This is a genomic window from Methyloparacoccus murrellii (assembly GCF_054657115.1).
The window spans coordinates 1-14,357 of the sequence record NZ_BAAHXD010000063.1 but is presented as its reverse complement, the minus strand read 5'-3'; the positions used below and the strand labels follow the sequence as shown (position 1 = coordinate 14,357).

Here is a 14,357-nt window from a genome sequence, read left to right as displayed (position 1 = left end):
AATATCGTTATTGAGAGTCCGCGCCGCCGCCAGGAACAGGGGGAAATCGACACGGCAGGACGAAACCCGAGGCTTGCTGACCCGCCGTCACAGCTTCGCCTGCCGGAAACCCCGGCAGGCGTGGGATTCGGAAAAAAGCTAGCCTGAGAGCAGGCTGACTTTCTGTTCTCGGCTGTACAGCCGGCTCTTCAGCGACAAGACATTTTCCCAGAGATTGGTCGATCCTGGGCAAGGGCCAAGGCATCTGTCCCTGGCACCTTTCCAGCGATGGTCTGCCCCTGCCCTCTACTCCGAATCCGGGCTCGTCACATTGATGACCGTCATCATGCCGTTGTCCTCATGGGCCAGTATATGACAGTGGAAGACATAGGGACCGATGAATTGGCGGAACCTTAACCGCATGACAACCTCACCGGGCACAAATATGCCAGAGGTATTCTGCGTGGCATATGGTATCGGTATCGTATCCAGCCACGAATTGGCCTGTTGAGGAACACCATTGACGCTCATGACTTGCGCATCATTCACATGGACATGAATCGGGTGCAGTTCCTGTGAGCGATTCCTGAATACCCATTCTTCAACGGTGCCGATAACGGGAGTGGCGTCTACGTGGTTAGGATCAAATTCCTTTTCGTTGATAAAGAATTGTCCCGTGATGGTGTTCTCACTAAGCTCAAAGACCCGCCGACGACTGACGATGGCATCAGCAAGATTGTCCAACGGCTGAATTTGTTCTGGTAAGGCGACCGGTGCGACGGGAGTACCCCTGACACTCAGGGTTGCCATCAAGGTCCGAGGATAGGTGTCTCCATCTGGCCCCGTCGTCATCTCGCGGGTAATCAGTTGATAGATTCCCGCGTGCCTTGCCTGGACGAGAACATCAAACCGCCTGGCGGGTGGCATCAACAGAGTCGTGGCTTCCTGAACCTTGTCAACCGGGTTACCATCGACGGCGATCACACTGAACGTCAATCCCGGCATTTCCAGATCGTACCAGATATCAGCGCTCAAATTGCCGAGGTGCCACAGCTGTGTTTCACCTGGCCGCATTGTCATCACCGGCTGCACAAGGCCATTGATGGTTCGATGGGTAGGGCTGTCCGAGTTGATGTTTTCTGAAGGAATGGAATTCGAGCGATTGACTTGGAAGTCCTTGAGGCCCAGGAACTGATGAGTCACTCGGCGAAGATCGGGCGGCAGCAGCGCCTCAATACCTCGAATATAGATGAACCCAGACAGCCCTCCAAACACCTGCTCCTCGACCAGGGGATGATAGTGAGGGTGATACCAGTATGAGCCGGGCGATAGACCTTGCGGCAGATAGTAGTTGTAGAGAATTGACTTCCCTGAAATCAGGTCGACAAAAATATTGTCCTGGTTACCGCTGGGCGAAATGAAAAAACCATGTGTATGCAGATTGGTCGGCTCACCAAGCCGGTTGGCCAGATTGATCCTCAGGTTGTCGCCCGGATCCAGAACAAGCGTTGGCGGCATGAACGCATAGGGGTAATCCTTGCCATGCGCCGAGGCGGCATAGACACGGGCATTGACCTTTTTTCCACTGATCCTGACAGGCTTCGCGCCGGCGTTGAGGCGCATCTCCAGGACTCCCCGCCGGCTGGATATCATGGGTGGATTCTTGAATGGCAAGCCAGTCCTGATGTGGCCGGACTCATCGTCGGGGATCGGCTTTGGGGGAGGAGCCGTCGCGACCCGGGAGTTGATCGCATGCAGGTGGACGGGAAGCTGACCGGAGGCCATCCTTGATGAATCTGAGTAGGCCACCAAAGAAGCACCACCGAGCCAGAGGGCAAGGATGACTGCCGGAAGCCTGACTCGACTTGCACATTGATCGTTTAGAGACATCGTGACTCTCCTTGCTTAGGGCTGGCCAACAAGATTTATCAAAAACATAGACAAACCGGAGAGTTCACCGGCTTCGGCCGCGCATCCTGCTTGTCCAATCACCGTTCGATGCGAGTGGACTGGCCAACCAGGCGTGTACGCATTCACCACCCAGCATGGATGCCTGCCCCGACCATGGCGACCTGGCGCCGCAGACTGGAAGCCGACGCGGCGGTCCATGTCGACAGGTGAGAATGCCTGCCCCCGGAGTTCGAGACAGCCAATACGACCCGGGCGGCGACAACGCCGCATGGAAAGCCTCTTCCGCTCGCTCAGGATCGAGCAGGTCAACGGCTGCCGCCATCGCCCCCGGAAAAGGCCAAGGCCGACGCGTTCGATCACATCAAGACCTACGGCAACCCGGTCAGGCGGCATTCCGGGCCGAATTACCGGTCACCCTAGGAACTCGAAAAGCGGATGGCTGCTTGAGAAATCGGGCGTCGACAAAAAGCTGCAGGCTCGAAAAAGCCCCGCAGCCGGGGAGCTGCGGGGCTTTCGTTGTCCGGTAGCGTCCGGCGAAAACCGACTAGTGGTTGATCCAGTAATGCACCACGATTGAAGCCGCATAACCGACGGCGATGGCAGGCGTCCACTTCAGGTGGCTGAAGAAGGTGTACATCCCGCGGGAGGTGCCCATCAAGGCCACGCCGGCTGCCGAGCCGACCGAGAGCAGCGTACCGCCCACGCCAGCGGTGAGGGTCACCAGCAGCCACTGGTAGAGCTCCATGTCGGGGTTCATGTTCAGCACCGCGAACATGACCGGAATGTTGTCGACGATGGCCGACAGGAGGCCGACCAGAACGTTGGCGGTCGTGGCGCCCAGGCCGTCATACATGGCTGCGGAAGCGAGTTCCAGATAGCCGATGTAGCCGAGCCCACCCACCGCGAAGACCACGCCGAAGAAGAACAGCAGGGTGTCCCACTCGGAATCGCGTACATTGGCGAAAACGTCGAATTTGTTCTCCTCGCTGCGGCTGTAAAGCAGCTGCAGACGGTAGCCGAACAGCATCAGGAACGAGAGCCCCACCATCATGCCCATGAAGGGCGGCAGGTGCAGGAACTGCTTGAAGCTGACGGCGGTGGCGATGGTCAGGGCAAACAGGCCGCAGATCACCAGTGCGCCAGGCTTCATCTGAACCTGCGCCTCCTCGGGGAAGGACGGGGTTTCATCCGGAATGGCGAAATGCATCATGACCGCAGGGACCACAAAATTGACCACTGACGGGATGAACAGCTCGAAGAAGTCGAAGAATTCCGCCTTGCCGGCCTGCCAGACCATCAGCGTGGTGATGTCACCGAATGGGCTGAAGGCGCCGCCGGCATTGGCCGCGCTGACCAGGTTGACAAAACCCAGGGCGACAAAGGCCGGGCTGTTGGCGCCCACCGCCATGACCACGGCGCCAACCAGCAGGGCAGAGGTCAGGTTGTCAGCCACGGAGGACAGGAAGAAAGTGATGACGCCGGTGATCCAGAACAGCTTGCGATAGCCGAACTTGCGGCTCACCAGCCAGGAGCGCAGCGCCTCGAACACGTTACGCTCGGCCATGGCGTTGATGTAGGTCATCGCCACCAGCAGGAACAGGAACAGTTCGGCATATTCCTTGAGGTTATGCTCGAAAGCCTTGTGCACCTGCTCGGCAGGGACGCCATTGCTGGAGGCGAGATAGGCGACATGGGCCCAGATGATGCCCGCCGCCAGGATGACCGGCTTGGACTTGCGCAGATGCGTGAATTCCTCCGTCATCACGAAGGCATAGGAAATGATGAAGATCAGGACGCAATAGAGGCCCCGCTGCGTGCCGGTCAGGCCCAGGTTGGCCGATTCCTCGGCGGACGCCAACTCGGGGATCATCAGTAGCGTTGCCAGCAACAACAATAAACGGATCAAGGCGACATCCTCATGAAAGTTTCAGAAAAACGGCATCGCAACGGCATCACCCTGCCGCGCCCCAAAATTAACCCGGCATTATAGGTGATTTGTACTGCGCAAGGCGAAACAATGCATTTGCCATCCCCTGACCGCCCGGCCGCCAAATGCCGAGAGTCGCGCCGATCCTGCCGCGGCGTGGCCTGGCGGAGCGTGACCCGAACCTACGGCATGCTGCTGCATTAGTGCCTGCTGTTTTTGGCCGACTGCCGGGCAGTGTATATTTCACGACTTGCCCAAGGGCCTGTCAGCCCTGACCATCAACGATCCATGTACCAATACGACGAATACGACCAGACCCTGGTCAACGAGCGCGCCGCTCAGTTCCGGGAACAGACCCGCCGTTTCCTGGCCGGCGAACTGACCGAAGACCAGTTCCGTCCGCTCAGACTCATGAACGGGCTTTACCTGCAGCGTCACGCCCCCATGCTGCGCATCGCCATACCCTACGGTTTGCTGGCCTCGCGCCAGCTGCGCATGCTGGCGCACATCGCCCGCACCTATGACAAGGGCTATGGCCACTTCACGACGCGCCAGAACATCCAGTTCAACTGGCCAAAGCTGGAAGATGTGCCCGACATCCTGGCCAATCTGGCAACAGTGCAGATGCACGCCATCCAGACCAGCGGCAACTGCATCCGCAACACCACCAGCGACCATCTGGCCGGCGTCGCCGCGGACGAGCTCGAGGATCCCCGCCCCTATTGCGAGATCATCCGCCAGTGGTCGACCCTGCACCCGGAATTCGCCTACCTGCCGCGCAAGTTCAAGATCGCCGTCAGCGGCGCCCAGCGCGATCGTGCGGCGACCCAGGTCCACGACATCGGTCTGCAACTGGCAAGGAACGAGCGGGGTGAAACCGGTTTCGAGGTGCTGGTGGGCGGCGGCCTGGGACGGACCCCGATGATTGGCGTGGTCATCCGGCCGTTCCTGGAAAAGCGGCACCTGCTCTCCTACCTCGAGGCTATCCTGCGCGTCTACAACCGCCATGGGCGACGCGACAACAAGTTCAAGGCACGGATCAAGATCCTGGTCAAGGAGACCGGTGCGGAGAAGTTCGCCGAGATGGTTGAGGCTGAGTGGCAGCATATCCGCAACGAGCTGCTGCTCGATCAGGCTGAAATCGACCGGGTCAGCGCCTTCTTCCAGCCGCCACCCTATGAAAATCTTGCGGCGGTCGACATCGATGTGGAAACGCTCAAGCATACCCGTGCCGACTTCGCCGCCTGGTATCGCCACAACACCGTGGCGCACAAAATGCCCGGCTACCGTGTCGTGTTCCTGTCCCTGAAGCCGCATGGCACGCCGCCCGGCGACCTCAGCGAACAACAGATGGAGGCCGTGGCAGACCTGGCCGACCGCCACAGCTTCGGCGAGGTGCGGGTCACCCATACCCAGAACCTGGTACTGGCGGACGTTCGCCAGTGCGACCTGCCCGCCGTGTGGGAACAATTGCGACAGCTGCACCTGGCAACGCCCAACGTCGGCACGGTGACCGACATGATCACCTGCCCGGGGCTGGATTTCTGCTCGCTGGCCAATGCCAGCTCGATTCCGGTCGCGAACGGTATCCAGAACCTGTTCGATAACCTGGATTACCTCTACGATCTCGGCGACATCCGCATCAACATTTCCGGCTGCATGAACGGCTGCGGCCATCACACGGTCGGGCACATCGGCATCCTCGGCGTCGACAAGAAAGGCGAGGAGTGGTACCAGATCACCCTCGGCGGCTCCTCCAGCAACGATGCCGCGCTGGGCGAGCGGCTCGGCCCCTCGGTGGCCAGGGCGGACGTGACCGGCGTGATGGAACGCATCTTCCTCACCTATCGCGACCTGCGCGAAGGCGACGAGAGCTTCCTCGACACCGTTCGCCGCACCGGGATCAAGCCTTTCCAGGAGCGCGTCTATGTCAGTCATTAAGAATGGCCTGCCGGTATCCGATCCCTGGGTACACCTGGACGACGAAGTCATCCCGGATGGCCGGAGCCCCTTCACCGTCACCTTGGCACGCTGGCTGGGGCACAAAGCCGAGCTGGTGACCCATGGCCAGCCCGTGGGTGTGCGGCTAGCTGCCGCCGACGCACCGGAGGCGCTGGCGTCGGATCTCGACACCCTGCCGCTGATCGTGCTGGACATGCACCTCTTCACTGACGGGCGCGCCTTCTCGCAGGCCCGGCTACTGCGCGATCGCCTGGATTTCACCGGCGAAATCCGCGCCCGCGGCGACTTTCTGCGCGATCAGATGTATTTCCTGCAACGGGTGGGGGTCGATGCCTTCGAATTCCCGGAGGGAAGCGACCTTGACGACAGGCTCAAGGCTTTCAGCGAATTTACCGTAACCTATCAGGCTGCCGCCGATACGGCGGAACCGCTCTACCGCCGCCGCTGATCCCCCTTCACTGCCCATGGTTGCCACGCCGATGCCGATAACCCTGAAAATTTCGCCAACGTTCGGGTCCTGTGCGTTGGCCGCCCTGCTGGCGATGAGTCTGGCCGGCTGCTCCTTCTCCTACTCCAGCGCCTCGATTTCGGAATCGCTGGAATCCAGCTCCGGTTCGGTTACCTCCAGTTCCGAATCCTCCAGTCCCAAGGGCGGGGTGGGCAAGGACAAGCTTCCCTACCGTGACGACGTCGCCAACCTGACCTACTCCATTGCCGGCTCCTCGATGACCTCGGCGGAATTTCCCAATGCCCTGAGCCGGACCGCCCGCCAGTACAAGATCAGCAACTGGGCGCAGGAAAAGGCCACCTATTACGGGATCGGTAAGGGCCTGAAGAAGGCCGGCATCGCCAAGGAAGAGGTCGCCAACCAGTCCTTCCTGGCCAATGTCCTCGCCGGCAACAAGGACGCCCTGAAGCTGATCCAGGAAGGCTACCGCTACTAGGTTGCGGGGGCAGGCCCGTTCCCGGCTGTGGCTGGCCCTGCTGGCGGGCCTGAGCCTCTGCGCCGGGGAGCCTGACGCCGTTGCCGATACGCTCGATCTGCTCTACATCGATGCCAACGTCGATGGCTCCAGTGGCGGTCATACGGCGCTCCGGCTGGGCGACACGGTCTACCACTACCAGAATGATCGTGGCTACACCCGCCTCGCCCGGGACGGCTGGGAACGCTTCCGCTTCGTCTACAACGATCTCGAGAACCGCAGCATTGATCTCGTCCGCCTGAGTGTTCGGACCGAGGACGCCGAACGCATCCGGGAACGGCTGAATCTGCTGTATCTGGTGCAGAGCCGACAGGTCGAACATCTTGAGGACCTGCAACGCGACATCCGGCTGCTGAAGTCCTGGCGGGACGATGAGCCCCTGCTCATGCCCGGCGCCGGCTTCTTTGCCCCGATATCGCAGTCCGCGACCCTGAGCAGGCTGCGGGAACAGCTGTGCGAACGCGAGGGCCCCCGCTATCTCGCCAACCTGCAGTCGCGCTACCGGCACCGGCTGCAATCGCTGCGCTATCAGCCCGTTCACGGCCGATCCGACGCCAGCCTGGCACCGGATCGCTATCCGCGTTATCCGCTCACCTTCTCCGAACGCCTGACCGACGTCGGCGCGCGCTGGTTCGCCGTCAACGCCATGCAGGGGGGCTGGGCGGTGGCCGAGGATCGACTCATCGACGTATCGCGGCTGCTGCCACCCGGGCAGGCAAGCCTGACCGCACCCGAACGGGTGGTGCTGGCGCGTTACCGCGAACAGTTGCAGGCAACCATCCTTGCTGAGCTGGCGCGGGAATCCCCTGCCGGCGGACCGGCTCTGCTGCTGGCCCTGGCCCGTCTGGAGGCCGTCGGCGCCACGCTGGACAGCGGACACCTGCTGGTGCTCGATATCCTGCCGTCCCGACCGGCCTCCGAACTGCGCGAGCTCTCGGCTGAGGACCGGGCGGCCCTGATTATGCTGGCCGAGCGGCTCCACGAGCGCTTGCGGCAGCAGCGCGCGGCGGCGCTATCCTCGGCGGAACCCGACGAGATAGCCTATCAACGGCTGGAGCTGGCGGGCTCCGAGCTGCATGAAATCGAACAGGGGCTGGCAACCGGGCGGGCCCTGCGGGTAAGCCGCGACGCCGGCCCGCCGGAAGGGTTGGGCTACATCCGCCCGCCTCTGCCGACTGTCGGCCACGCCGAGCTGGACCACTGGCCGCGTCAGGCGGAGGAACAGGCCGCTGCCTTTCTGGCTCGTCTCCGCGCGCATTATGGTTACCAGCTGCTGACCCGCAACTGTGTGACCGAACTGGCGCGGGCCATCCACAGCAGCTTTCCGGACACGCCCGCCATTCGCGCCGCGCTGGGCGCATATATCGAGCCCGGGGCGGAGCAAGGCTTCATTCCATTTCGCTTTTTCGAGCTGGCCCGCCAGCGCTATCGAGCCCAGGCCGTGCGACACCTGCCGGCCTTCCGCCATCGTGCAATCGAACGACTGCTGGCGGCCCATGACGACTGGCTGACAGCGATCCGTGAAAGCATGACCCTGAGTTCGTCGGTCTATGAGTCCCGTGCAGGTGACTCGGCATTTCTCTTCTTCACCGAGCGGCAACCGCCCTGGGCCCGCCCTCTGCTGGGCAGCCTCAATCTCGGCTACGCGCTGGGCGTCAGCGCCTTCGGCACACTCAGCGCCCCCTTCGACCAGGGTTTGCGACTGGCGGAGGGACTGCGCGGCGCGCTCTTCAGCCTGCCGGAACTCGCCGGCTGGAACATCCGCAAGGGCAGCTTTGACGAGTTGACAGTGCGCGCAGTATCCCGTGACGCTCCCTGAGCGCGTGCCCTTCCCCGTCGCCCGATCGCGAACGGTGGGAAATAATCCGGACTGCTGCCGCCTCAGCCCATGAGGCCTGCCGCATCGAGCAGCCAGGCTGTGCTGGCACTGGCGACAACGACCAGCCAGGGTGACCATTTCCAGAACACCAGCGCGACAAACGCCGAAAGCGCCAGGCCGAAGTCGGGAGCCTGCCCAATGGCGCCGGTCCAGACCGGCTGATACAGCGCCGCCAGCAGCAATCCCACGACCGCCGCATTGACGCCGGCCAGCGCGGCCTGGGTATGCCGGCTGCGGCGCAAACCCTCCCAGAACGGCAGGACGCCCGCCACCAGCAGGAACGAGGGGGCAAAGATCGCCAACAGGCACAACATCCCGCCAAGCCAGCCGGAATACGGCTCCGGCATCGAAGCCCCCAGAAAGGCGGCAAACGTGAACAGGGGACCGGGCACCGCCTGGACGGCGCCATAGCCGGCCAGGAAGACGTCCTGGGCGACCCAGCCGCTCGGCACCACCGCCGCTTGCAGGAGCGGCAACACGACATGGCCACCACCGAAAACCAGCGCTCCGGCGCGATAGAAGGCGTCCACTATCTGCAGCGCATGCCACGGCAACAGCGCCGCGAGTATCGGCAAACCCAGCAGAAGCGCCAGGAATGCTGACAACCACAAGAGGCCAGCGCGATGGCCTATGGCGATGGGCAATGGCTCGTGCGTGCCGTCCCGCGGCACCCGGCAACAGACCAGCCCGACCAGACCGGCCAGCACGATCACCGCGGCCTGTCCAGCCGCAGACGGCAGCAACAGGACCAGGCAGGCCGCCGCCGCCATGAGAGTGATGCGCAGCCGGTCCGGGCACAGCGAGCGGGCCATGCCCCATACCGCCTGGGCAACGACAGCCACGGCCACGACCTTGAGTCCATGCAGCAGCCCCGACGGAATCCGTTCGCCATGGTGCGCAACGCCCTGGGCCAGGAGTATCAGGGCCAGGGCCGAAGGCAGGGTAAAGCCCGCCCAGGCAGCCAGGGCACCAGCGTAGCCCGCCCGGGAAAATCCCAGGGCCATGCCGACCTGGCTGCTCGCCGGCCCGGGCAGAAACTGGCAAAGCGCCACCAGATCGGCATAACCACGCTCGGAGAGCCACTGCCGGCGGATGACGAATTCCTGCCGAAAATAGCCGAGATGAGCCACGGGTCCTCCGAAAGAGGTAAGACCCAGGCGCAGAAAGGCGAAAAAAATCCGCCAGGGGCTGTGATCGGACGTATGCGATGGCATCATGGGCGGCTAGCAAAGTCGTTGGTCCAGGCTCTGGCCGGACGCGACGCCGGGCAGACTTGCGCGGGGATATGGCAGGGCCGGCGGTTGGTGAACGACGATACCATCGCCTCGCTGCCGGACCGGAATGTGCCCCGAAAGAGGCGCGCGCCCCTGATCCGCCCTGACCATACCCGGGGATGAACCCGGTCGCCAATACGCATCCGTCACCTCAGTCTGTCCCAGCGCCCATGCAAGCTCCCGCGTTTGCCTACCGTGTCCTCGACTGGTACGACCGGCACGGCCGCAAGGATCTGCCCTGGCAAGTCCCGCGCAGCCCTTACCGTGTGTGGATTTCGGAAATCATGCTGCAACAGACGCAGGTCGCGACGGTCATCCCCTATTTCCGGAAGTTCGTCGACCGCTTTGCCGGGGTTGAGCCGCTGGCCGCGGCGCCGCTGGACGAGGTCATCGCCCATTGGGCCGGCCTCGGCTACTATGCCCGCGCCCGCAACCTGCACCGGGCCGCGAATCGCCTCTGGGCGGACCACCAGGGCCAGTTCCCGCAGGATCTCGACGCCCTGCAGCAGTTGCCCGGCGTGGGCCGTTCCACCGCCGGCGCCATCCTGAGCCTGGGACTGGGTGGCTGGGCGCCGATACTGGACGGTAACGTCAAGCGCGTGCTGTGCCGCCATGCCGGCCTGCATGGCTGGCCAGGCAGCCCCGCCATGTTGCGCACACTGTGGGCATTGAGCGAACGGCTGACGCCACGCGAGCGCACCGCCGACTACAACCAGGCGATGATGGACCTGGGCGCGCTGGTCTGCACACGCGGCAGGCCCCGCTGCGAAGCATGCCCGCTCGCGGCGGACTGTCGCGCCAGGCGCGAGGAACTCACCGCGGTCATCCCGTCGCCCAGACCACGCAACAGCCTGCCCGTGCGGCACTGCTGGCTGCTGGTGCTGCTGGACTCACGGGGGCGCGTCTATCTGGAAAAGCGTCCGCCAGCCGGCATCTGGGGCGGCCTCTACAGCCTGCCCGAATTCGATGATCCGGCATCGCTGGAGTTGTGGTGCCGGTCGCGAGGACTCGCAACCGCCGATCTCGAAGTCCAGCCGGCCCGGCGGCATACCTTCTCGCACTTCCATCTGGATTACACGCCAACCCGGCTGGTCGCCGTCCCGATGACCGGAGTCGGCGAGGCGCTCGATCATGGCTGGTTTGAACCGGAGGCACTCCCGGGCCTTCCGGCTCCGGTAAAATCCCTGCTGTCCGGTCTGGCGGCCGGTTGAGCCTGGCCGCCGGGCTATCCGTCAACCAACCCCAGCCAACAGTGAGTTGTCCATGACCCGCATCGTTACCTGCCAGCGTACCGGCAAACAGGCCGAAGGCCTCGACAAACCGCCCTTTCCCGGCCCCGAGGGCGAGAGGATTTACCAGAACATTTCCCGCGAGGCCTGGCAGGAGTGGCTCAAGCTTCAGACCATGCTCATCAACGAGCACCGGCTGACGCCCTTCGAGGCGGAAGCCAGGCAGTTGCTGGCCCGGGAGCGGGAGAAATTCCTGTTCGGCGGCGCGAGCGATATGCCCGAGGGCTATCGCCCGCCGGCCGGCTGAACGGTCGGCCCGCTACTCTTCCTCGGCCTCGGCGTTATCCGGGGTGTCCAGGGGATCGAGACTGCCATAGGGTGAGGTCCGGGCATCGGTCGGGCGCGTCTCCGCCAGCGGTTCCGGCTCGCGCCCGGGGCGATAGGGATCGGCGGGAGAGTAGAACGTCTCGCTGTCGCGGGCTTCACCAACGGCCGATTCGCCCCGGACGGTCGACGGCCGCAACGGTGCGGCCCTGCCGCCGGCATACGGATCGACCTCGCCAGCCGGACGGCGCGGCGGCACGGACCCGGGGGCCGGCAACCGGGCATCCAGCGCGCTCCGGTTCGGGTCTGCTTCCTGGCGGACCGGCGCGAGACCCTCATCGCTTGCGGCCGCCTGGCGCCAATCGCCCCCGTTGCCGCCAATCACGAGCGGAATGCCGGTGGGCTTTTCCACCGCCCGGCGTACCTTGTCCATATCGACGGAGGCGCCGGTCCTGTCCTGCATCTTCTGGATTTCCGTCCTGGCGATGCGCAACAGGAAACGTGCCCGCAGTTCATCCTCGCGCTGCAGCTGCTCCTTGCTGACATCCTCGTCCGGATCATGGCCACGGATACCGACGTCCTCGTCCAGTGGCTGGCTGACTTCCATGTACAGCAACCCACCCCGCCAGCCCAGCTTGACCGGCTGGTTGACCAGATAGACCGGGGCACCGACCGGCACCAGCGGGAACAGTTTGGCAATGTCCTCGTTGTACAGTCGCATGCAGCCGTGCGTCACGCGCATGCCGATGCCGTCGGCCTTGGCCGCGTCGGTACCATGGATCAGGTAGCCCGGCACCGACAGGCGCATGGCGAACTGGCCGAGGGGATTGTCGGGCCCCGGGGGCACCACATCGGGCAGGGGATCACCCTTGGCGGCATGCTCGCGCTTGATCGAGGCCGGTGGCGTCCAGGAGGGATCCTTCTGCTTGTGGACGACCGTGGTCTTGCCGATCGGTGTGCGCCAGTCCATCCGGCCCATGCTGACCGGATAGGTGATGACCTCCCCTGCTCCGGAAGACTCGAAAGCGGTAGCGTCCGGCGCGGGTGCCGGTGTGGGCGGCCTGGGTGCGGCGCTGGCGACGCAGGGCTTGGCGGCAGCCTTGGGATTGGCCGCGGAGGCCGGCCTGGCAGCCGGTTTGGCCTTGGCTGCGACAGTCGATTGGTTGGCGGTTTTGCCGTTGGCTGCGGCGGTTGACTTGGTGGCGGCTTTGGCTCCCGGCTTGGCAGCGGTCGTCTTGGCACCGGCTTTTTCGGGATTCGCCGGCTTGTCGGCGGGTTTCTTGCAAGTGTTGACCACCGGGGCTTTTGCCGCCACCGGTACCTTCCGTGGTGCTGACGCCCGGACCGGGAAGTAGTAAAGCCGCATTTCCGGGATGTTGACGACGATACCGGCCCGCGGCGCATCCGGCAGGATGTACTCCTTGGGGATCACGACGTCGGTACCGGCCTTCGGCAGCCAGCGATCCACGCTCGGATTGGCCATGACCATTTCATCCTGGCCGATGCTGTAGCGACGGGCAATATCGATCAGGGTATCTTCCTGATGCGCGCGGGCATGGCGGATTTCTCCGATGATGTCGTCGCCGCTGTCGGGCGCTCGAAAAACCTCCGCCTGCGCGAGCAGGTCGGCGCCCAGCAGCCAGGCAAGCGCCACCGCGCGCAACAGGGGACGGACAGGTCGCGTTGGAGAGGGTGTGATCGGGTGGTCGGACATGGAAATCACCTCGGACTAGGGCTTGGCCACGGGAGCCTCGCCGCCAAACCAGCCCAGCAGGACCGGCAGGAAGGCGTCGATTTCGAGGCTCATGAGCGCAAAATCGGTATCGAAGCGGGCTGCCCGGTCGCTGGTTTCAACCTCGGCTGCAGCTTCCTGGATGGCGTCCAGAAAACGCAACCGCCGGACCGTCAAGGACTCGTCCAGCATCAGGCTCAGGCGGTCGTTCCAGCTGATCGCCAGCTTCTGGACCTCCTTCCCGGCATGAATGTGGTTGAGGATCTCGGGAGCATCCAGTTCATGCCGACGGCAGCGGACGATGCCACCATCCTCCTCCGGTGCCTTCAGCTCGCATTCGTTCTCCAGGTTCACCCCATCCGGAACGCCGCCGCCAACCAGCCATTGGGTCATGATGGCAGCCGGACGCTCCCGCGTCGCGATCGGCGCTACCGGGAAACCGTCCAGCGTCTGCCGCAAGGCGGCAACAAAATCCTCCGCCTTGCGGGCGCTGGCACTGTCGACGACCAGCCAGCCAGCGCGCGGATCGATATAACCATAGGTGCGCCGGGTCTGGCTGAAGGCACGCGGGAGGATCTCGTGCAAGATCTCGTCGCGGATGGACTCACGCTCCTTGCGACGCACCTGGCGCAGCTGTTGCTCCTCGATCTCCGCCACACGCTCGGCAACCAGTTCGTTTACGACCGCAGCCGGCAGGATTTTCTCCTCGCGTTGCAGGGAAAGCATGATGAAGCCACCGGTCTGATGCAGCAGTGGCAGGTTTTCCTTGCCCAGCGGCGGAAACCAGCCTTCGCTCTGCGGCTCCAGGCTGCCGCAATGACGAAATCGCTTCTCTTCCAGCCGTTTTTCCAGCTCGGCGCCCTCCATCTGAAAGGGTTCGCCGAGACGGAGCAGAGTCAGATTCTTGAACCACATCCGGTTTGTACCGACCTTGAAGAAAAGCGTGCGATTATCGCCAGCCCGCCTTCATTTGTCACCCAAGAGACCGGATGGCGGCACGTTATGTCTCGAACGGTCAATAATCGACTGCGCCAGCTTCGCCCGATTCCGGCAGGGCCCTGCGCGGGAAGCGGAGTGCCCCGAGGAGCGTCATCAACGCCACGGGATCACGGGGCGATGGCGTGGGCCCGTGGTCAAACGGCGGCCGTGGGTAGGCC

General features: G+C 63.6%; 11 protein-coding genes. 6 read left to right on the top strand and 5 right to left on the bottom strand.

Annotated elements, in window-relative coordinates; translation table 11 throughout:
- Positions 1-285 precede the first annotated feature (285 nt).
- Complete coding sequence (locus tag ACYQ1H_RS14355) at positions 286-1,869, bottom strand: multicopper oxidase family protein (protein WP_460028731.1); 1,584 nt, start codon at positions 1,867-1,869, stop codon at positions 286-288.
- Between the two features lie 565 nt (positions 1,870-2,434).
- Positions 2,435-3,760, bottom strand: a complete 1,326-nt coding sequence (nhaD, locus tag ACYQ1H_RS14350) for a sodium:proton antiporter NhaD (RefSeq protein WP_460028732.1) — start codon at positions 3,758-3,760, stop codon at positions 2,435-2,437.
- Between the two features lie 345 nt (positions 3,761-4,105).
- Here nhaD and ACYQ1H_RS14345 point away from each other — a divergent pair, with 345 nt between their 5' ends.
- From ACYQ1H_RS14345 to ACYQ1H_RS14330, 4 genes are all read left to right on the top strand, one after another.
- Positions 4,106-5,758: a nitrite/sulfite reductase gene (locus ACYQ1H_RS14345; RefSeq protein ID WP_460028730.1), complete on the top strand. Its 1,653-nt coding sequence runs from the start codon at positions 4,106-4,108 to the stop codon at positions 5,756-5,758.
- The gene (locus tag ACYQ1H_RS14340) at positions 5,745-6,227 is read left to right on the top strand and encodes a DUF934 domain-containing protein (protein WP_460028729.1); all 483 of its coding nucleotides are present in this window, start codon (positions 5,745-5,747) and stop codon (positions 6,225-6,227) included. Before ACYQ1H_RS14345 ends, ACYQ1H_RS14340 begins: the two co-directional genes overlap by 14 nt.
- A gap of 76 nt (positions 6,228-6,303) precedes the next feature.
- The gene (locus ACYQ1H_RS14335; protein ID WP_460028728.1) at positions 6,304-6,723 is read left to right on the top strand and encodes a putative lipoprotein; all 420 of its coding nucleotides are present in this window, start codon (positions 6,304-6,306) and stop codon (positions 6,721-6,723) included.
- A gap of 1 nt (position 6,724) precedes the next feature.
- Entirely contained in the window at positions 6,725-8,581 is a 1,857-nt protein-coding gene (locus ACYQ1H_RS14330) for a hypothetical protein (protein ID WP_460028727.1), read from the top strand.
- 62 nt (positions 8,582-8,643) lie between these two features.
- Here the strand turns inward: ACYQ1H_RS14330 and chrA are convergent, their stop codons facing one another.
- Positions 8,644-9,855 (bottom strand): chromate efflux transporter, encoded by a 1,212-nt coding sequence (gene chrA / locus ACYQ1H_RS14325; protein ID WP_460028726.1) that lies wholly within the window; start codon positions 9,853-9,855, stop codon positions 8,644-8,646.
- A gap of 230 nt (positions 9,856-10,085) precedes the next feature.
- Between chrA and mutY the strand changes: the two genes are divergently transcribed.
- Together mutY and ACYQ1H_RS14315 are read left to right on the top strand one after the other, a co-directional pair.
- Complete coding sequence (gene mutY, locus ACYQ1H_RS14320; protein WP_460028725.1) at positions 10,086-11,126, top strand: A/G-specific adenine glycosylase; 1,041 nt, start codon at positions 10,086-10,088, stop codon at positions 11,124-11,126.
- 52 nt (positions 11,127-11,178) lie between these two features.
- Positions 11,179-11,451, top strand: coding sequence for an oxidative damage protection protein (locus tag ACYQ1H_RS14315; protein ID WP_460028724.1), 273 nt, complete (start codon positions 11,179-11,181; stop codon positions 11,449-11,451).
- A gap of 12 nt (positions 11,452-11,463) precedes the next feature.
- Here the strand turns inward: ACYQ1H_RS14315 and ACYQ1H_RS14310 are convergent, their stop codons facing one another.
- Together ACYQ1H_RS14310 and rdgC are read right to left on the bottom strand one after the other, a co-directional pair.
- A complete protein-coding gene (locus ACYQ1H_RS14310; RefSeq protein ID WP_460028723.1) occupies positions 11,464-13,182 on the bottom strand; it encodes a L,D-transpeptidase family protein in 1,719 nt (572 codons plus the stop codon).
- Between the two features lie 15 nt (positions 13,183-13,197).
- A complete protein-coding gene (gene rdgC / locus ACYQ1H_RS14305) occupies positions 13,198-14,115 on the bottom strand; it encodes a recombination-associated protein RdgC (protein WP_460028722.1) in 918 nt (305 codons plus the stop codon).
- Positions 14,116-14,357 lie beyond the last annotated feature (242 nt).

Excerpts from the sequence above, each read along its gene's own strand:
- ACYQ1H_RS14340 (WP_460028729.1), top strand. The coding sequence starts at position 5,745 with ATGTCAGTCATTAAGAATGGCCTGCCGGTATCCGATCCCTGGGTACAC.
- nhaD (WP_460028732.1), bottom strand. The coding sequence starts at position 3,760 with ATGATCCCCGAGTTGGCGTCCGCCGAGGAATCGGCCAACCTGGGCCTG.
- ACYQ1H_RS14310 (WP_460028723.1), bottom strand. The coding sequence starts at position 13,182 with ATGTCCGACCACCCGATCACACCCTCTCCAACGCGACCTGTCCGTCCC.
- rdgC (WP_460028722.1), bottom strand. The coding sequence starts at position 14,115 with ATGTGGTTCAAGAATCTGACTCTGCTCCGTCTCGGCGAACCCTTTCAG.
- ACYQ1H_RS14355 (WP_460028731.1), bottom strand. The coding sequence starts at position 1,869 with ATGTCTCTAAACGATCAATGTGCAAGTCGAGTCAGGCTTCCGGCAGTC.
- ACYQ1H_RS14345 (WP_460028730.1), top strand. The coding sequence starts at position 4,106 with ATGTACCAATACGACGAATACGACCAGACCCTGGTCAACGAGCGCGCC.
- mutY (WP_460028725.1), top strand. The coding sequence starts at position 10,086 with ATGCAAGCTCCCGCGTTTGCCTACCGTGTCCTCGACTGGTACGACCGG.
- chrA (WP_460028726.1), bottom strand. The coding sequence starts at position 9,855 with ATGCCATCGCATACGTCCGATCACAGCCCCTGGCGGATTTTTTTCGCC.
- ACYQ1H_RS14315 (WP_460028724.1), top strand. The coding sequence starts at position 11,179 with ATGACCCGCATCGTTACCTGCCAGCGTACCGGCAAACAGGCCGAAGGC.